Below are 17,056 nucleotides of genomic sequence, written 5' to 3' on the forward strand. Positions count from 1 at the left end.
TAAAACGCGCCACGCAAGCGCGCCAAGTCTTTTCCAGCGGCAAGATCATGAAGAAATCCGAAGCACGCGTCGAACCCCGCATCGAACCCTACAAGCACCCGGCGGCCGGCTGGGGCGCGCTCAAGTACGTCGCCATCAACCTGATCAAGGAAAAGGTCACCGGCGGCAACTACCGCACGCTGCTCAAGCAGAACCAGCCGGACGGCTTCGACTGCCCCGGCTGCGCGTGGCCGGATCGCGAACACGCGTCCACCTTCGAGTTCTGCGAAAACGGCGTCAAGGCGGTGGCCGCCGAGGCGACCAGCAAACGCGTGACGCCCGCCTTCTTCGGGCAGCATACGGTCGAGGCGCTGATGTCGCAGTCGGATTTCGAGCTGGAACAGCACGGCCGCCTGACCGACCCGCTCGTCTACGACGCGCTCTCCGACCGTTACGTGCCGATCGGCTGGGACGAAGCGTTCGATCTGATCGCGAGCCACCTGAAGCGCCTCGACGATCCGAACCGCGCCGCGTTCTATACCTCGGGCCGCGCCAGCAACGAAGCCGCTTTTCTGTACCAGTTGTTCGTGCGCATGTACGGCACCAACAATTTCCCCGACTGCTCGAACATGTGCCACGAAGCGACCAGCCGCGGCTTACCGCATACGGTCGGCATCGGCAAGGGCACGGTGACGCTCGACGACTTCGAACACGCCGACACGCTGCTGATCTTCGGCCAGAATCCGGCCACCAACCATCCGCGCATGCTCGGCGAACTGCGCGAGTGCGCCAGGCGCGGCGCGACCATCGTGTCGATCAATCCGCTGAAGGAGCGCGGGCTGGAACGCTTTGCGAGCCCGCAGCATCCGGTGGAAATGCTGACGATGGGCAGCACGAAGATCAGCTCCGTGTTCATCCGGCCGAAGGTCGGCGGCGACTTCGCGCTGATCAAGGGCGTCGCCAAGCGCGTGATCGAACTCGACGACGAAGCGCTCGCCTCCGGTCTCGAACGCGTGCTGGACGTGGGGTTCATCGCCGAGCACACGGTGGGCTTCGAAGCGTTCGCCGACGACTTGCGCGCCGAAAGCTGGGACACCATCGTCGCCGAAGCGGGCGTGCCGTTCGACGACGTGCTCAAGCTCGCCGACATCTACGTGAAGGGGCGCGCGGTGATCTCGACGTGGGGCATGGGCCTCACGCAGCACAAGAACTCGGTGCCGACCGTGCAGATACTGTCGAACCTGATGATGATGCGCGGCAATATCGGCCGCCGCGGCGCGGGGCTGTGCCCGGTGCGCGGGCACTCGAACGTACAGGGCGACCGCACGGTCGGCATCGAGGAACAGCCGACTCAGGCCTTTCTCGACCAACTCGGCGCGGTCTACGATTTCGAGCCGCCGCGCGAGCACGGGCTCGATGTGGTGAACACGATTCAGGCGATGCTCGACGGCAAGGTGAAGGTGTTCATCGGACTCGGCGGCAATTTTTCGATCGCCACGCCGGACACGCCGCGCACGTGGGAAGCGATGCGCTCGTGCGAGCTGACCGTGCACATCACGACCAAGCTGAACCGCAGCCACCTCGTGCACGGACGCGACGCGCTGATCCTGCCGACCCTGGGGCGCACCGAGATCGATTTGCAGAACGGCGTCGCGCAAGGCGTGAGCGTCGAGGATTCGATGAGCATGGTGCACATCTCGTATGGGATGAACAAACCGGCGTCGGAAAATCTGCTGTCTGAAATTGCGATCGTCGCGCGGATGGCGCATGCGACGCTCGGCAGCGGCAAGGTGGACTGGCTCGCGCAAGCGGCGGATTATTCGCTGATTCGCGACGGCATCGCGCGGGTGGTCGACGGCTTCCACGACTACAACGAGCGCTTGAAGAACCCCGGCGGGTTTCACCTGGGCGTGGCGTCGCGCGAGCGCATCTGGAAAACGCCGAGCGGCAAGGCGCAGTTCCTCGTGCATGCGATCGACGTGGCCACGCCGATTCACGAAGCGCGCAAGCAGCACGGCGAGCGTCTGATGACGCTGATGACGACACGCTCGCACGACCAGTACAACACCACGATCTACGGCCTCGACGACCGTTATCGCGGCGTGTACGGACAGCGCCGCGTGCTGTTCGCCAACAAGGACGATCTGGCGATGCTGGGTTTCGTCGCGGGACAGCGGGTGGATATCACGAGCGTGTGGGCCGACGGCATCGAGCGTCACGCCGACGGCTTTCTGCTGGTGGAGTACGACATTCCGCGCGGTTGTCTCGGCGCTTATTATCCGGAGACGAATCCGCTGGTGCCGCTGTCTTCGGTAGCCGATGGCGCGGGCACGCCGACTTCGAAGTCGATTCCGGTGCTGTTGAAAGCGTCGGCGGTGCAAGCCGCCGCGATTGCGGCCTGAGTGGCGTCGCGAAAGCGCGTCAGGCCTGCTTCTTCGTCAGATCGCGCGATGCGTCAGATAAAGACGCAAATCGAATTCGATCTGGTGGTAGCCCGGCTGCATGAACTCGCAGAGACGATAGAACGCCTTGTTGTGATCGCTCTCTTTCAGATGCGCGAGTTCGTGCACCACGATCATCTTCAGAAACTCGGGCGCCGCCGCTTTGAATAGCGACGCAATGCGGATTTCCTTCTTCGCCTTCAACTTACCGCCCTGCACGCGCGAGATGCTCGTGTGCAGGCCCAACGCGTGGCGCACGACGTCGAGCTTGCTGTCGTAGGTCACTTTGTCGATCTGTTCCGCGCTGCGCAGGTGTTCGCGTTTCAGGTCGGCGCAGTACGCGTAGAGCGCGCGGTCGGTCTGCACGTCATGCGTGTTGGGATAGCGCTCGGCGAGATAGGCGCCGAGCTGCTCGCCGGCGATCAGCTTCTTGACCTTCTCCTGCAATGCCGGGGGATAGCCGGTCAGATATTTCAGGTGAGACATGGTGGTGTTTTGCATTGACTCGTGCAGAACTGCATCGGTGAATCGGAGCTCGGCTGCACGACTGACGACGATAGCCTGCGCGCCAGCACGCAGGCTATCGGGACGACCCGACCGAAACGCATCGGACGTCCTTCGAAGCGGCCAAAATTGACGCCGGGCAGATCGCCGCCGGGATGAATGACGGCAACGCGCTGACAGCCTCAGCGCGCCAGCAGTACCGCGATGATGACCAGTAGCGCCGCGGTCACGACACCATAGATGATGTGCACGTAACGAAGCGTGCGCCTGTAGCGCGACGAATAGAACGGCGCGAACTCCCTCATGCGCTTGCCGAAAACACTGATCGGGTTCTCCATACACTCGTCATATTTCGCGCGGTTGCGTGTAAAGATGAGGCGCTGCGACTCCTCGACCTTTCCCAATGCGACCAGTTCGGTCGAGCGCGAACTTTTCTTCACGCGATAGAGGTACAGCGGGGCATCGACGAAGCGAACCCTGGAGTTCGGGTTCAGGAGCCTGACGTAGAACTCCCAATCCTCGAAGCCGTGGACCATTTCGGACGCATAGCCGCCCACGCCGAAGAATGCCTCACGCCGGTACATGGTCGTGTTGACGATCATGTTTTGCCAAAGCAGCTTTTCATAGCTGTACTCAGGCAGGCGCCAGATCTTGCGCGATTCGCCGATGCGCTGCGTCCCGGTGTGGACGAGATCGGTATCGGGATGAGCGTTGAAACATTCGACTGTCCGTTGCAGAAAGTCAGGGTGGATCTTGTCGTCGCCGTCGAGCGGTACGAACAGTTCACCGCTCGCGTGCGCAAAGCCGAAATTGCGCGCGGCCGCGACACCGCCATTCGTTTTCTTTAAAGACTGGAAGCGGCGATCCTTCTTCGCATATTGCTCGATGACAGCCGCTGAGCCATCGGTAGAGCCGTCGTCCACGACAATGCACTCCCACTCGCCGTAGGTCTGGTGCAATACCGAATCAAGCGTTTCCGCGATGAATTCCTGCTGGTTAAAACACGGAACAATGATGGAGACTTTCTTCATGACTCGATGACCGGCAGTTGTTGTGACACTGTACCCATGATGTGCTGAAGCGCCCGGGACTCAGGCGCCTTCCCTTCGAGCTGAAGCAGCCGGACGACTCGGGCTGGCGCGGTAGGGGCGTCGGAGATGGCGCGCGACTCATGAGCCATTGAAAAGGCCGGGTACGGATCGCGCAAGCGGAGCCTGGGAACGATGCCGAACGCACTGCGGGGCCGGAGCAGATCCGTGGGCGCCTTGCTGGGGCGAATGGCTCGATTTTCTGTCACCGCAACGGTGACGGAATTCATCGCTTTGGCGCCGGACGGAGCGTGCGGACGCGCTACCGGGAAGACTCCTTGATACCGTTTTAGGGGCCTTACCTGCAAAAGACCGCACAACCCGCTAAAAACGCCGCCAGGCGAAGCGCGCGAATCAAGCACGAATACTTGCATTGACGAGGCAACGGCGTGTTCCGCTCGACTCCGCCAATATGCCCGTGGTGCCGGGGACCGGACTCGAACCGGCAAGCTGTGAAGCGGCGGATTTTAAGTCCGCTATGTTTACCAATTTCATCACCCCGGCAGGGGCCGCAATCGCGCGCGGTCGCGAATTCTACCATTGCCCGGCGAGCGCACCCAACCGTGGCATCGCCGTGGCAAGCCGACCTGCAATTGCGCCGCAACGCCGCTCTTGCGCCGCCGCGCCCCGATTGACACCGAAGTCATCCGGCAGTCACAAACGTTCCGGATAATCTGCACACGAAAACGTTTACAGCCGGAGCGGAAACCCATGATCCCGACGATCAAAGACGTCGCCGCCCACGCGGGCTTTTCCATCGCCACGGTTTCGCGCGTGATCAACGCACCGCACACCGTGAACCCGGTCACGCTCGACAAGGTGCGTCAATCCATCGACGCGCTGAACTTTCGTCCCAGCCCGCTCGGCCGCCAGTTGCGCGGCGAGCGCACGCGGCTTATCGGCGTGGTGCTGCCGACGCTCGCCAATCCGGTGTTCGCCGAATGTCTGCAAGGCATCGACGAACTCGCGTCGGCGCAAGGCTACCGGCTCATGCTGATGACCACCCAGTACGACGCGGACCGCGAACGCCACGCGATCGAAACCTTGCGCGAACAGCGCGTGGAAGGCTTGATCCTGACCGTCACCGATGCCGACACGCATCCGCTGCTCGACGAACTCGACCGCGCCGGCCTGCTCTACGTGCTGATGCACAACGACACCGTGCGGCGGCCGTCGGTCTCGGTCGACAACCGGCTCGCCGCCTACGACGGCGTGCGTCAGCTGATCGCGCACGGCCACCGGCGCATCCTGATGCTCGCCGGCACGCTGGCCGCGTCGGACCGTGCGCGCCAGCGGCATCTCGGCTACGCCCAGGCGATGCAGCAAGCCGGCCTCACCCCCGCACCGGCCCTCGAAGTCGACTTCAACGCGGAAGAACTGTCGCCGTCCGTGCTCGCGCATCTGACGAGCGGACCGAATCGCCCGACCGCCCTCTTCTGCAGCAACGACCTGCTCGCGATGGTCGTGATGCGCGGCCTGCGCCGCGCGCGGCTGCGCATACCGCACGACATGTCGATTCTCGGCTTCGACGGCCTCGCGATGGGTGAACTGTTGTCGCCGCCGCTCGCGAGCATTTGCGCGCCGAATCGCGAGATCGGCTGTGCGGCCTGGCGGCGTCTGCTGGCGCGCGTCACCGGCAACGACGATGCCGGCGGCAACCCGTCGCTCTCGCTGACCTTGCCGCACAGCTTGCGCGAAGGCGCGACCATCGCGGCGATTTCGAACTATAGCGAGACCTTGCTGCCGCATGTTTCGGCGGCGGTCGAGTAGCAGCTGGCGCGGGCACGCCGCACGAGCTGCGTCGATCGCGTGAACGGCATGAGTTGCACAAACCGTACATCTAGCCGTTTCGCACAGTATCGAAGCGACTCGCACATCCCATTGAACGACCCACAAACCACCCGCTCTCTTCTTTCACCAGGAGACCCGCAGTGATCCGCTCATCCTCACGCGTGGCTTCGTCGCTCGCACCGCTGTGGCGCCGGCTTGCGCACGTCATGATCGCCGCCGGCGCGGCGCTTGCCACGGCCGCACCGCAAGCGGCCCATGCCGACGACACCGCGATCTGCTACAACTGCCCGCCCGAATGGGCCGACTGGGCCGGCCAGATCAAGGCGATCCAGCAGAAGACCGGCATTCGCGTGCCGTTCGACAACAAGAACTCCGGCCAATCGATCGCCCAACTGATGGCCGAGCAGAAGAGCCCGGTCGCCGACGTGGTGTATCTCGGCGTCTCGTCGGCTTATCAGGCGAAGGACAAAGGCGTGATCCAGCCGTACAGGCCCGCGCACTGGGACGACATTCCCGCCAGCCTGAAGGACCCGCAAGGCTACTGGTTCGCGATCCACTCCGGCACGCTGGGCTTTTTCGTCAACAAGGATGCGCTCGAAGGCAAGCCGGTGCCGCGCTCGTGGGCCGACCTGCTCAAGCCGGAATACAAAGGGATGATCGGTTACCTCGATCCGTCGAGCGCGTTCGTCGGCTATGCGGGCGCGGTCGCGGTGAACCAGGCGCTCGGCGGCACGCTCGATAACTTCGAGCCCGGCCTCGACTGGTTCCGCAAGCTGAAGGCCAATGCGCCGATCGTGCCGAAGCAGACCGCGTACGCACGCGTGATGTCCGGTGAAATTCCGATCCTGCTCGACTACGATTTCGACGCGTACCGCGCGAAGTACAAGGATCACGCAAACGTCGAATTCGTAATTCCGAAAGAAGGCACGATCTCGGTGCCGTACGTGATGAGCCTCGTGAAAGGCGCGCCGCACGCGGACAACGGCAAGAAGGTGCTCGACTTCGTGCTGTCCGACGAAGGCCAGAAGCTGTGGGCCGACGCCTATCTGCGTCCGGTGCGCGCGAACGCGATGAGCGCGCAGGCCGCCGCGAAATTCCTGCCGGCCAGCGACTACGCGCGCGCCCAACCCGTCGACTTCGGCAAGATGGCGCAAAAACAGGCGAGCTTCGGCGAGCGCTATCTGCAGGTGATGCATTGAACGACATCACGTTCCCGCTGCGCTGGCGCATTGCGTTGATCGCGCCGGCGCTGGCGATATTCCTCGCGTTCTGGCTGCTGCCGATGGCCGCGCTCGCGCAATTGAGCGGCGACGGCCACGCGTTCGCCACCTATCGCGCGATGCTGACGAATCCGCGCTACCTGTCGAGCCTCGGCGCGACCGTCGCGCTGTCCGCGGCGGTCACGGCGGCGACGCTGGTGTTGTCGGTGATCGCCGGGTTGCTGCTCGCGCGCCGCGAGTTCGCGTTCAAGCGCACGCTGCTCGCGCTGCTGACGTTTCCGCTCGCGTTTCCCGGCGTGGTGGTCGGCTTCATGGTGATCATGCTGGCGGGCCGCCAGGGATTGATCGGCGCGCTCTCGCTGAAACTGACCGGCGACCGCTGGGTGTTCGCGTATTCGATGAGCGGCCTCTTTCTCGGCTACCTGTACTTCTCGATTCCGCGCGTGATCGTCACCGTGATGGCGTCGGCGACCCGGCTCGATGCGTCGCTCGAAGAAGCGGCGCGCTCGCTCGGCGCGTCGCCGTGGCGGATCATGCGCGACATCGTGTTGCCCGCGCTGTCGCCGGGATTGATCGCGGCGGGCGCGGTGTGTTTCGCGACCGCGATGGGCGCGTTCGGCACGGCGTTTACGCTCGCCACCGACATCGACGTGCTGCCGATGACCATCTACACCGAGTTCACACTAAACGCGAACATGGTGACGGCCGCCGGACTTTCGATCCTGCTCGGCATCGTCACGTGGGCCGTGCTGGCGTTCGCGCGCAGCGTGAGCGGCGCGGCGGTGGCGGCCAGCGCATGAGCGGCATGTCCAGTCGCGGCGCTTCCAAACCCGAAGATGAAACTTCGATGAACTTCATCACTGCCTCCACGCGCTCCGCAGCCCACGCGCGCAACAGCGAGCGCTCGCGCTGGCGCGTGCCCGCCGCGCGCACCTGGCTCGCCGCCGGTCAATGGCTCGTTACGCTGCTGCTGTGCGCGTTTCTGATCGTGCCGGTCGTCATGTCGATCATGGCGGGGCTCACGGTCAACTATTTCAAGGGCCTCTCCAGCGGACTCACGCTGCGCTGGCTCGTCGAAGTGTGGACGCAATATCACGGCTCGGTGTGGCTGTCGCTCGAAGTGGCGGCGGCGACCCTGCTCATCACGCTGCTGACCGGCGTCCCCGCGGGCTACGTGCTCGCGCGCAGCAAGACGCGGCTCTCGCGCATCATCGAAGAGTGTCTCGTGCTGCCGATCGCGCTGCCCGGCCTCGCGTCGGCGCTCGCGCTGCTGGTGGTCTACGGCGGCTTCACGCGGTTGCGCATGAGTGCCGCATTCATCGTCGTCGGGCACGTGGTGTTCACGCTGCCCTTCATGGTGCGCGCGGTCGCCGCGATCTGCGCGAGCAGCGACCTGCGCACGCTCGAAGAAGGCGCGGCGAGTCTCGGCGCAAGCTTCTTTCAACGCTTCGTGACGATCGTGCTGCCGAACGCGCGGCCAGGCATCGTCGCGGGCGCGCTGGCGGTGCTGACGCTGTCGATCGGCGAATTCAACCTCACGTGGATGCTGCACACGCCCGAGACGAAGACGCTGCCCGTCGGTCTCGCCGACACCTACGCGTCGTTGCGCATCGAGATCGGCAGCGCATATACGATCCTGTTCTTCATCATGACGATGCCCCTGCTCGTCGCGATGCAATGGCTCGGCGTCGACGCGACCGGCCAGCGCGGCGCGGCGAAAAAGCGCGGCGGCCTCTCTACCGCGAAGCCCGCTTCACTGTCCGCTTCGACGCCTTCTTCCGAGTCCATCACGACGCCATGAAACTCGCTTCCGTTCCCATCACGCTCACGCAGTGCGCGAAAACGTTTCGCGGCGCCCGCGTGCTCGAACCGCTCGACCTGAAGATCGACGCGGGCGAGACCCTGGTGCTGCTCGGCCCATCCGGCTGCGGCAAGACCACCACCCTGCGGCTGATCGCGGGGCTGGAGGCGCCAGACGCCGGCGGTCACGTCGCATTCGGCGACGACGACGTCACCGCGTTGCCGATCGAGAAGCGCCAGGTCGGCATGGTGTTCCAGAGCTACGCGCTATTTCCCAACCTGAACGTGCGCGGCAACATCGGCTATGGTTTGAAGATCAAACGCGTGCCGGCCGGCACGGCGCGCCAACGCGTCGACGAGCTGCTCGGCATGATGCGTCTCACCGCTCACGCCGACAAACCGATCGATCAGCTTTCCGGCGGCCAGCGTCAGCGTGTCGCGCTGGCGCGCGCGCTCGCGGTACAGCCGCGCGTGCTGCTGCTCGACGAACCGCTGACCGCGCTCGACGCGCGTTTGCGCGACACGTTGCGCGGCGAGATGAATACGCTGCTGCGCGAGCTGGGCATCACGACCGTCTACGTGACGCACGACCAGGCCGAGGCCATGGAGCTCGGCGACCGCATCGTCGTGATGAGTGCGGGACGCATCGAGCAGATCGGTTCGCCGCGCGAGATCTACTACCGTCCGGCGAACCGCACCGTCGCGCAGTTCGTCGGCACCATCAACCGGCTCGCGGGCGAACGGCGCGGCGGCATGCTGACGACGACCGGCGGCGCGGTGCCGCTGCCGCCGGGTCCCGCTGAAGCAAATCCGTCGAACACGACGAACGCGCCAAACCAGCGGCATGAGATTTTCTTCCGTCCCGAGGACGCATGGCTCGCCGACCCGGCGACCGCGCACCTGCGCGGCCGCATCGAAGACAGCGCGTTTCTCGGCGAGCGCACGCGTTTGACGATCGGCGGCGCGGCGCCGGACCCGTTGCTGATCGACGTCGCGGGCCGCGTCGAGCTGGCGCGTGGCACGCCGGTCGGCATCTCGATCGCGCGGGACGCGCTGATCGCGCTATCGTAGCGACGCCGCGCCGTGTTCCGACGCAACAGACAAAGATAGAAAAGGACCCCCCATGCTGCTGGCTCAAATTAGCGACCTGCATATCAAGCGGCCCGGCGCGCTCGCCTACCGGCGGGTCGATACCGGCGCGTATCTCGCGCGCTGCGTCGCCGCGCTCAATGCGCTCGAACCGCGTCCCGGCGCGGTGATCATCACCGGCGATCTCGTCGACCAGGGCGACCCGGAGCAGTACGCGCATTTGAAGACTTTGCTCGCGCCGCTCGCGATCCCCTATTTCCTTCTGGTCGGCAATCACGACGACCGCGCGGCGTTGCGCGCGGCGTTCCCCGAGCGTGAGGAATTGCAAAGCGGTGGCGAGTTCGTGCAATACGCAGTCGATGTCGGAGCGCTGCGCGTGATCGCGCTCGATTCGATGGTGCCGGGACAAAGTGCCGGCACGCTGTGCGACGCACGGCTCGCGTGGCTCGCCGCGCAGCTCGATGCGGCCCGGGGCAAGCCGACCGTGGTGGCGCTGCATCATCCGCCGTTCGTCTGCGGGATCGGGCATATGGACGAACTGCGCCTCGCCCCCGTCGCGGCCGGCCGGCTCGCGGCGCTGATCGCGCGTTATCCGAATGTGGAGCGGGTGATCTGCGGGCACGTGCATCGGCCGATATTCGTGCGCTTTGGCGGCACGATTGCGTCGGCGGTGCCGTCGCCCGCGCACCAGGTCGGGCTCGATCTGCGCGAGAACGCGCCATCGGCGTTCGTGATGGAGCCGCCCGCGTATGCGCTGCATCGCTACGATCCGGCGACGGGCATCGTCACGCATCACGCGTATGTGGATGCCGGCGACGGACCTTATCCGTTTTACGAACCCGAAGGCGGGTTGATCGACTGAACGTGTCCGCTCACGCGTCGATGAAGGTCTCGTCCCCGCGCGCGGGGACCGCCTGAAACACGGTATCCCGGGCGCGCGGCGGCTCGCACGGCCTGCGCGAAAACCGTCGAGCGTCATGGCGACCGCGATGCCGCTCGCGCGCCATATGTCAGCGCCGGGCGGCCAGGCGCCGGTGGCTCGACCCCTGCCCGAGCAACGCCCGACGAATGCCCGACACGTCCCGCGTGCGTCGCGGCCGTCAGCACGATCCGCCCCGCTCCGGTATGATCGGCACGCTTGAGGACCGTGCATGGGCCGGTCCATCGCTCAGCCGCTCTCATGTCCACTTCCGACGCTTCCAATCCCGCTACCGCCGACCGGTCGTTGCGCGGCCTGCTGTTTCTGCTCGCCACCATTGCCGGCGTCTCGGTCGCGAACATCTACTACAACCAGCCGCTGCTCGACAACTTCCGCCAGTCGTTTCCGGCCAGCGCGTCGTGGGTCGGCACGGTGCCGGCCGTCACGCAGCTCGGCTACGCGGCCGGCATGCTGCTGCTGGCGCCGCTCGGCGACCGCTTCGACCGCCGCCGTCTAATCCTGCTGCAGATCGCCGGCATGTGCGTGGCGCTGGTCGTGGCGGCCGCCGCTCCGACGCTCACCGTGCTGATCGGCGCGAGTCTGGCGATCGGCGTACTCGCCACCATCGCGCAGCAGGCCGTGCCGTTCGCCGCCGAACTCGCGCCGCCGTCGCAGCGCGGCCACGCGGTCGGCATGGTGATGAGCGGGTTGCTGCTGGGCATCCTGCTGGCGCGGACCGCCGCAGGCGTGATCGCTGAATATTTCGGCTGGCGCACGGTGTTCGGCGCGTCCGTCGTCGCATTGCTGGCGCTGGCGGTCGTCATCATCCTGCGTTTGCCCAGGAGCCAGCCGACCTCGACGCTGCCCTACGGCAAGCTGCTGGTGTCGATGTGGCATCTGGTGCTCGAACATCGCGCGCTGCGTGAAGCGTCGCTGACCGGCGCGGCGCTGTTCGCCGCGTTCAGCATTTTCTGGTCGGTGCTGGCCCTGCTGCTGGCGGGCGCGCCGTTTCATCTCGGCCCGCAGGCGGCGGGGCTGTTCGGCATCGTCGGCGCGGCGGGCGCGCTGGCCGCCCCGCTTGCCGGCAAGTTCGCCGACCGGCGCGGACCGCGCGCGATCATTACCGTGTCGATCGTGCTGGTGGCGATTGCGTTCGTCGTGTTCGGCGCGTCGGCGAAGAGCATCGCCGGGCTGGTGATCGGCGTGATCGTCCTCGACATCGGCGTGCAGGCCGCGCAGATTTCCAATCAGTCACGCATCTACGCACTGAAGCCCGAGGCGCGCAGCCGCGTCAATACGGTGTACATGGTCGCGTACTTCATTGGCGGAGCGCTGGGCTCGGGGGTCGGCGCGGCCGTCTGGCCGGCCTTCGGATGGCTCGGCGTCAGTGGGGCCGGGATCGTGTTCGCGGCACTCGCGGCGTGGAACCATCTGCGCTTGCCGGCGCGCGCGGAAGTGTTGAATTAGTGGCTGGGGTCACTGGCCCAGCGTCCACGCACCGCGCTCAGCCGCCGCTTCGCGCGGACGCATACTCGTGCAGCGCGTCGATCACCCGGTCGAACTCGAACGACTTGTCGTAGAAGTGGCGCACGCCATACTGTTCGCAGCGCTCCCGATACGCGGGCAACGCGTGATTGGTCAGCACCGCCGCGAACATCGAGTCGATCAGCCCTTCACGCTGCAAGTAAGCCAGCACCGGCGCGCCCGAGCCCTGCTTCAACTGCAGGTCGACGATCACCGCATCGAAGGCTTCATCGCTCAGCAGCGCGATCGCCTGATCGGCGGAATCGGCATAGGCGGACACCTGCAGCAAACCGGACGCGTCGATCGCTTCCACGAGGCTGCGGCGAATCAGCGGCGAATCCTCGATCAGCAACACGCGCAACGGCGCATGGCTGGCTCGCTCGGCAACGGGGTTCGATTCGCTGTTCATCGGGGTATCTCGATCGTCCGTTATTCGATCAAGCCGTTCTTGATCGCGTAATAAGTCAGATCGGCATTGTTCGCCAACCGCATCTTCTCCAGCACGCGCGCGCGGTACGTGCTCACCGTCTTCACGGACAGATGCAACTCCTCCGCGATCTCGGTGGGAAGGCGCCCCGCCGCGAGCTTGCAGAAAATCTGGAACTCGCGCTCGGACAGCGCTTCATGCGGCCGCCCGGCGGCCGGCTTGTCGAGATTGTCGGCGAGCGCGTCGGCCACCGCTTCCGACAGGTAGCGGTGGCCACGCGCCACCGCGCGGATCGCCCGCACGATTTCATCGGGCTCGCAGTCCTTGTTCAGATAACCGTTGGCGCCCGCGCGCAGCAGGTTGATCGCATACTGACTCTCCGGGTAGCCCGACAGGATCAACACGCCCTGCTCCGGCCGCACCTGCTTGATCACGCGCAGCGTGTCGATGCCGTTCTTGTCCGGCATGGCGATGTCGAGCAGTACCACGTCGAACGCCTGCTCGCGCACGAGGCTGATGGTTTCGTCGCCGGTGGCGGCTTCAGCGGCGACGCACATATCCGGCTCGTCGGCGACGAACTGCCTGAAACCGCCTCGGACGATCGCATGGTCGTCAGCTATCAACACTCGGATCATCGGCTCTGTGCCCCTGCTGTGGAAAACGCTCCAAAGCAGACATTGTAATGACCGCCGGCTACGCGCCAATGCCGCGCGCTGGCCGGAAGGCCGGAAGGCTGGGGCGCAGGCGCCGCAGGCCGGCGCGGCCTGCGACGCGGGAAACGTCCAGACCCACCCGCGTCTGCCACACCGTCCGCACTGCCTGTGCGTGCTTGCGCGTTATTCGCGGCCCTGCAGAAGATCCGCCATATCGTCGGCATGCTCTTCTTCGACCGCGAGAATATCTTCGAACATACGACGCGTCGTCACATCCTTCTCGCCGAGATAGCGGATGATCTCGCGATAGGTGTCGATCGCGATCCGCTCGGCGACCAGGTTCTCGCGGATCATGTCCGTCAGACTGTCGCCTTCCTTGTATTCGGAATGCGAGCGCGTCTTCAGACCGTCCGGCGCGAAGTCCGGCTCGCCGCCTAGTTGCACGATGCGCTCGGCGATGCGGTCGGCGTGCTCCTGTTCTTCCGTGGCGTGCTGCGCGAATTCCGCCGCCACGGCCTCGGAGTTGATGCCCTTGGCCATGAAGTGATGGCGCTTGTAACGCAGCGTGCAGACGATTTCGGTGGCCAGCGCGTCGTTGAGCAGCTTCAGCACCGTCTGGCGATCCGCGCCATAGGTCTGCGTGACCGGACCATCCGACATGTGCTTGCGCGCGTCCTCGCGGATCTTCTTGACGTCCATCACGAACGGATCGCTCGATTGCGAGGCGCCGCCCTGGGCGCCAGATTGCGTCGTCATTGAATTTCTCCTTCAGCGTATTGGGGGGAATTGCGCATCAGGCACGAATCGCGCCTGATGCGCCGGCAAAGGAATGACTGCGGGAATGACTGCGGGAATGATGTGCTCCTACGTTCGGAACACGCCAAGCAGCAACGTGACCACGAACACGACGAGAAAGATATAAAACAGGATCTTCGCGATTTCGGCCGCACCGGCCGCGATGCCGGTAAAACCGAACACGGCGGCAATGATCGCAATCACGAAAAAGACGATGGCATAGTGAAGCATGGCGACTCTCCCTTTCTGTTGGTATCGGCGAAAAGCGCAGCGCTCGTTTTGTCCGAAGCGACGCGCGGCGCGCAACCCGTTCGACGGACGGCGCTAATCGATGATTTTTTTGGTCACGACAAAGCCCAGCACGAGGAACACCACGCACAGAATCACGAACACGACGAACAGGAACTTCGCGATTGCCGCAGCGCCGGCCGCGATGCCGGTAAAGCCGAGGAGACCCGCGATCACGGCCACGACGGCGAAGAACAACGCCCACTTCAACATGATGGCTTCCTCCTTAAACGATGAATCGAACGATCAGGTCCATCGTAGCGGGCGGCCGCGCCCAGCGCATTCCGACGCACGCCGGTTTTCGTGTGAGAATCCGCTTACATTGGATTACGGCAGCGTTACGCGGCGCGCAACGGCTACGCCGGTAAGATCCCCGCGATGGCTGTCTGGTGGCGGTGCGACGGCGACACTCAAGCGCGGCGCAGCAAACGCAACGCCACCGGCAACGCCAAACGCGGCGCACGCTACACTGATGCCCCATCCGAGGAGCCCAACGTGCCGAATGTCCAGACCGAGCCGACCGCGCAGCACCCAGGCGCCGCAGCGCGACTGAGCGGCTGGATGCGCAACCGCAGCTGGGCGATCGCGATGACGGTGGCGATCGTGATTACGGTGGGCGGCCTGGTGATTCTCGAGACTGCGCGCGAGCGCATTGCCGCCGAATACGAAACCGCGCTCGAAGCGCGCGATGTCACCGTGCAACTAAGCACGCTCGCCAGTCAGCTATCGCGTCTGAGCGCGCAGGAAAACCATTTTCTTCTGACGAAGGACGACGCGTCCGCCCATGCTTTTTGCGCGAGCGCCGCGCGCATTCGTCAGAGCACCGGGCAACTGGATCACTTCTATCGCAGCGGCCGCGCCGACAGCGCCGAACTCGCGAGCTTCACGCAGATCGTCGCGCTGATCGAAGCGCGCATCGGCGCGGGCGCCGCCGCGCTGCAGCGCGCGGCGCCTCATCCGCTCGATCTCGGCGCGTGCGGCGCTCCAGGCGCCGTCGATCCGGCCGATGCGTCGCTGATCGACAGCACGCTCACGCTGCTGCGCGACAACGAGGAACGCCGCGCGCAGCACGCGCTCGCCGCGAGCCGCGCCGACCAGCGCATCTCGACGCTGTGCGCAGCGGGCCTGTCGGCGCTGAATATCGTGCTATTCATTCTGCTGTTTCGCAACCTCGGCATCCAGATCGACCGGCAGGCGCGCGTACAGCGTCAGCTGATCACGCAGCAGGAAGGACTCGACCAACTCGTCAACGAGCGCACCCGCCAGCTCGAAGCGCTCGGCTGGCACTTGCAGGCGGTCAGCGAAAACGAAAAGACCCAACTCGCGCGCGAACTGCATGACGAACTCGGCGCGATCCTGACCGCCAGCAAGATGGACGTGGCGTGGGCCCACCGCAAGCTGAAGGACAGCGCGCCCGACATCGCCGAGAAACTCAAACGCGCGCTCGCCAATCTCGACCAGGGCATTGCGCTCAAGCGCCGCATCATCGAAGACATGCGGCCCACGGTGCTGGCGAACTTCGGGCTCGTCACCGCGCTGCGCACGCTCGCCGTCGAAGCCGCGCAGCGCAACAACTGGACCCTCGAACTGCACCTGCCCGCCGACGACATCCAGCTCGACGAGCAAACGGAGATCGCCCTCTTTCGCGTCGCGCAGGAGTCGCTGACGAACGCGGCGAAGTACGCACGGGCCTCGAAGGTGTCGATCGCGTTGCAGGTCGGCGACGGCCAGGTGGCGCTGCATATCGCCGACAACGGCGTCGGCATCATGCCGGCCGATCTGAAGCGCACCCATACGCATGGGCTGCTCGGCATGCGCCAGCGGGTCGCCGCGCATGGCGGACGCTTCGATATCCGGCGCGGCGTGCCGAACGGCACCGAGATCGAGGTGGTGATGCCGAGCGTCAGCACCGCCACGCCTTCGGTCGATCTGCCGCCGGCGACGCCATCGCGAACGCCGGTCTAGCAAGCCTGGCGGCATCCGGTGAATGCGGTTGTAGGACTGCGCCGACGCAAACACCGGACGGCGCCTACGACAAAATCTCCACGCAACTGACAGCGCGGTCCCCGCCCTTTTTTTACCATGCAATCAGACCGGATCGACTGGCGTAAGCCCCGGTCGGACGACAAGCTAGCGCGTGCGGTACAACGCGGGCACATTCGCCGATACATACTCGACAGGGAGAACCTCCATGATGACTCGACTGATCGCTTTGCTTCTCATTGCAGGCTCGGCCGCCGCGCTCGCCGGTTGCAACACGATGGCCGGCGCCGGCGAGGATATTTCGAAGGGTGGCAACGCCATCACGAACTCGGCTGAAAAGGCCAAGTAAGTCCGCTTGCGTTTGCTCGAACGGACGGCGCCTCGCGGCGCCGGGCCGTGCGGGGATTCGACAGCCCGTCGCGGGAAACTGCGGCGGGCTTTTTTTACGGACGCCGAAAGATTTCGCGCACCCGCGCACGCCAAAACAAAACGGCGACCCACTTGCGTGGATCGCCGCTCCGTCCTCCCCAGGACTTGTCGTTTATTGGGTGCGAC

The 17,056-nt window shown here is 65.1% G+C and carries 17 protein-coding genes and 1 tRNA gene; 10 read left to right on the forward strand and 8 right to left on the reverse strand.

Features of this window, described 5'->3' with window-relative positions; genetic code table 11:
• The first annotated feature begins 47 nt into the window (after window positions 1-47).
• Window positions 48-2,381: an FdhF/YdeP family oxidoreductase gene (locus PQR02_RS09760; RefSeq protein ID WP_408228991.1), complete on the forward strand. Its 2,334-nt coding sequence runs from the start codon at window positions 48-50 to the stop codon at window positions 2,379-2,381.
• Between the two features lie 36 nt (window positions 2,382-2,417).
• Here the strand turns inward: PQR02_RS09760 and PQR02_RS09765 are convergent, their stop codons facing one another.
• From PQR02_RS09765 to PQR02_RS09775, 3 genes are all read right to left on the reverse strand, one after another.
• On the reverse strand, window positions 2,418-2,906 hold the full coding sequence (locus PQR02_RS09765) for a M48 metallopeptidase family protein (protein ID WP_408228994.1): 489 nt from the start codon (window positions 2,904-2,906) through the stop codon (window positions 2,418-2,420).
• 200 nt (window positions 2,907-3,106) lie between these two features.
• Window positions 3,107-3,955, reverse strand: coding sequence for a glycosyltransferase family 2 protein (locus tag PQR02_RS09770; protein WP_408228997.1), 849 nt, complete (start codon window positions 3,953-3,955; stop codon window positions 3,107-3,109).
• 476 nt (window positions 3,956-4,431) lie between these two features.
• Window positions 4,432-4,516, reverse strand: a tRNA-Leu gene (locus PQR02_RS09775).
• A 207-nt stretch (window positions 4,517-4,723) separates the two neighbouring features.
• Here PQR02_RS09775 and PQR02_RS09780 point away from each other — a divergent pair.
• The 7 genes from PQR02_RS09780 (at window position 4,724) to PQR02_RS09810 (ending at window position 12,298) form a co-directional block, all read left to right on the forward strand.
• A complete protein-coding gene (locus PQR02_RS09780; RefSeq protein ID WP_408229000.1) occupies window positions 4,724-5,782 on the forward strand; it encodes a LacI family DNA-binding transcriptional regulator in 1,059 nt (352 codons plus the stop codon).
• Window positions 5,783-6,009: 227 nt separating this feature from the next.
• Complete coding sequence (locus PQR02_RS09785; protein ID WP_408229215.1) at window positions 6,010-7,002, forward strand: ABC transporter substrate-binding protein; 993 nt, start codon at window positions 6,010-6,012, stop codon at window positions 7,000-7,002.
• Complete coding sequence (locus tag PQR02_RS09790; RefSeq protein WP_408229003.1) at window positions 6,999-7,823, forward strand: ABC transporter permease; 825 nt, start codon at window positions 6,999-7,001, stop codon at window positions 7,821-7,823. Before PQR02_RS09785 ends, PQR02_RS09790 begins: the two co-directional genes overlap by 4 nt.
• A gap of 47 nt (window positions 7,824-7,870) precedes the next feature.
• Window positions 7,871-8,824 (forward strand): ABC transporter permease, encoded by a 954-nt coding sequence (locus PQR02_RS09795; RefSeq protein WP_408229006.1) that lies wholly within the window; start codon window positions 7,871-7,873, stop codon window positions 8,822-8,824.
• Window positions 8,821-9,894 carry an ABC transporter ATP-binding protein gene (locus tag PQR02_RS09800; RefSeq protein ID WP_408229009.1) on the forward strand — a complete coding sequence of 358 codons (1,074 nt, stop codon included), beginning with the start codon at window positions 8,821-8,823 and terminating at the stop codon, window positions 9,892-9,894. The genes PQR02_RS09795 and PQR02_RS09800 overlap by 4 nt, the downstream gene beginning before the upstream one ends.
• A 52-nt stretch (window positions 9,895-9,946) precedes the next feature.
• A complete protein-coding gene (locus PQR02_RS09805) occupies window positions 9,947-10,774 on the forward strand; it encodes a phosphodiesterase (protein ID WP_408229012.1) in 828 nt (275 codons plus the stop codon).
• A gap of 318 nt (window positions 10,775-11,092) precedes the next feature.
• The gene (locus PQR02_RS09810) at window positions 11,093-12,298 is read left to right on the forward strand and encodes an MFS transporter (protein WP_408229015.1); all 1,206 of its coding nucleotides are present in this window, start codon (window positions 11,093-11,095) and stop codon (window positions 12,296-12,298) included.
• A 37-nt stretch (window positions 12,299-12,335) separates the two neighbouring features.
• On the opposite strand, the gene PQR02_RS09815 is transcribed toward PQR02_RS09810, so the two are convergent.
• The 5 genes from PQR02_RS09815 to PQR02_RS09835 all read right to left on the reverse strand — a co-directional run bounded on the left by PQR02_RS09815 (window position 12,336) and on the right by PQR02_RS09835 (window position 14,731).
• A complete protein-coding gene (locus PQR02_RS09815; protein ID WP_408229018.1) occupies window positions 12,336-12,764 on the reverse strand; it encodes a response regulator in 429 nt (142 codons plus the stop codon).
• Window positions 12,765-12,784: 20 nt separating this feature from the next.
• Window positions 12,785-13,417 carry a response regulator gene (locus tag PQR02_RS09820; protein ID WP_408229020.1) on the reverse strand — a complete coding sequence of 211 codons (633 nt, stop codon included), beginning with the start codon at window positions 13,415-13,417 and terminating at the stop codon, window positions 12,785-12,787.
• A 201-nt stretch (window positions 13,418-13,618) separates the two neighbouring features.
• Window positions 13,619-14,191, reverse strand: a complete 573-nt coding sequence (locus PQR02_RS09825) for a ferritin-like domain-containing protein (RefSeq protein ID WP_408229023.1) — start codon at window positions 14,189-14,191, stop codon at window positions 13,619-13,621.
• Between the two features lie 108 nt (window positions 14,192-14,299).
• Window positions 14,300-14,461, reverse strand: coding sequence for a DUF1328 domain-containing protein (locus tag PQR02_RS09830; protein WP_006052455.1), 162 nt, complete (start codon window positions 14,459-14,461; stop codon window positions 14,300-14,302).
• A gap of 93 nt (window positions 14,462-14,554) precedes the next feature.
• Entirely contained in the window at window positions 14,555-14,731 is a 177-nt protein-coding gene (locus tag PQR02_RS09835; RefSeq protein ID WP_408229026.1) for a DUF1328 domain-containing protein, read from the reverse strand.
• 282 nt (window positions 14,732-15,013) lie between these two features.
• Between PQR02_RS09835 and PQR02_RS09840 the strand changes: the two genes are divergently transcribed.
• A complete protein-coding gene (locus tag PQR02_RS09840; RefSeq protein ID WP_408229029.1) occupies window positions 15,014-16,483 on the forward strand; it encodes a sensor histidine kinase in 1,470 nt (489 codons plus the stop codon).
• 229 nt (window positions 16,484-16,712) lie between these two features.
• Complete coding sequence (locus tag PQR02_RS09845; RefSeq protein WP_149668347.1) at window positions 16,713-16,850, forward strand: entericidin A/B family lipoprotein; 138 nt, start codon at window positions 16,713-16,715, stop codon at window positions 16,848-16,850.
• The last annotated feature ends 206 nt before the right edge of the window (window positions 16,851-17,056 follow it).

The sequence above is a fragment of the Paraburkholderia sediminicola genome (assembly GCF_046026895.1).
Lineage (GTDB): Bacteria > Pseudomonadota > Gammaproteobacteria > Burkholderiales > Burkholderiaceae > Paraburkholderia > Paraburkholderia sediminicola_C.

What these genes read in the sequence shown, in the direction of transcription:
- PQR02_RS09760 (WP_408228991.1), top strand. Translation starts at nt 48, where the DNA reads ATGAAGAAATCCGAAGCACGCGTCGAACCCCGCATCGAACCCTACAAG.
- PQR02_RS09765 (WP_408228994.1), bottom strand. Translation starts at nt 2,906, where the DNA reads ATGTCTCACCTGAAATATCTGACCGGCTATCCCCCGGCATTGCAGGAG.
- PQR02_RS09770 (WP_408228997.1), bottom strand. Translation starts at nt 3,955, where the DNA reads ATGAAGAAAGTCTCCATCATTGTTCCGTGTTTTAACCAGCAGGAATTC.
- PQR02_RS09780 (WP_408229000.1), top strand. Translation starts at nt 4,724, where the DNA reads ATGATCCCGACGATCAAAGACGTCGCCGCCCACGCGGGCTTTTCCATC.
- PQR02_RS09785 (WP_408229215.1), top strand. Translation starts at nt 6,010, where the DNA reads ATGATCGCCGCCGGCGCGGCGCTTGCCACGGCCGCACCGCAAGCGGCC.
- PQR02_RS09795 (WP_408229006.1), top strand. Translation starts at nt 7,871, where the DNA reads ATGAACTTCATCACTGCCTCCACGCGCTCCGCAGCCCACGCGCGCAAC.
- PQR02_RS09800 (WP_408229009.1), top strand. Translation starts at nt 8,821, where the DNA reads ATGAAACTCGCTTCCGTTCCCATCACGCTCACGCAGTGCGCGAAAACG.
- PQR02_RS09805 (WP_408229012.1), top strand. Translation starts at nt 9,947, where the DNA reads ATGCTGCTGGCTCAAATTAGCGACCTGCATATCAAGCGGCCCGGCGCG.
- PQR02_RS09810 (WP_408229015.1), top strand. Translation starts at nt 11,093, where the DNA reads ATGTCCACTTCCGACGCTTCCAATCCCGCTACCGCCGACCGGTCGTTG.
- PQR02_RS09815 (WP_408229018.1), bottom strand. Translation starts at nt 12,764, where the DNA reads ATGAACAGCGAATCGAACCCCGTTGCCGAGCGAGCCAGCCATGCGCCG.
- PQR02_RS09820 (WP_408229020.1), bottom strand. Translation starts at nt 13,417, where the DNA reads ATGATCCGAGTGTTGATAGCTGACGACCATGCGATCGTCCGAGGCGGT.
- PQR02_RS09825 (WP_408229023.1), bottom strand. Translation starts at nt 14,191, where the DNA reads ATGACGACGCAATCTGGCGCCCAGGGCGGCGCCTCGCAATCGAGCGAT.
- PQR02_RS09830 (WP_006052455.1), bottom strand. Translation starts at nt 14,461, where the DNA reads ATGCTTCACTATGCCATCGTCTTTTTCGTGATTGCGATCATTGCCGCC.
- PQR02_RS09835 (WP_408229026.1), bottom strand. Translation starts at nt 14,731, where the DNA reads ATGTTGAAGTGGGCGTTGTTCTTCGCCGTCGTGGCCGTGATCGCGGGT.
- PQR02_RS09845 (WP_149668347.1), top strand. Translation starts at nt 16,713, where the DNA reads ATGACTCGACTGATCGCTTTGCTTCTCATTGCAGGCTCGGCCGCCGCG.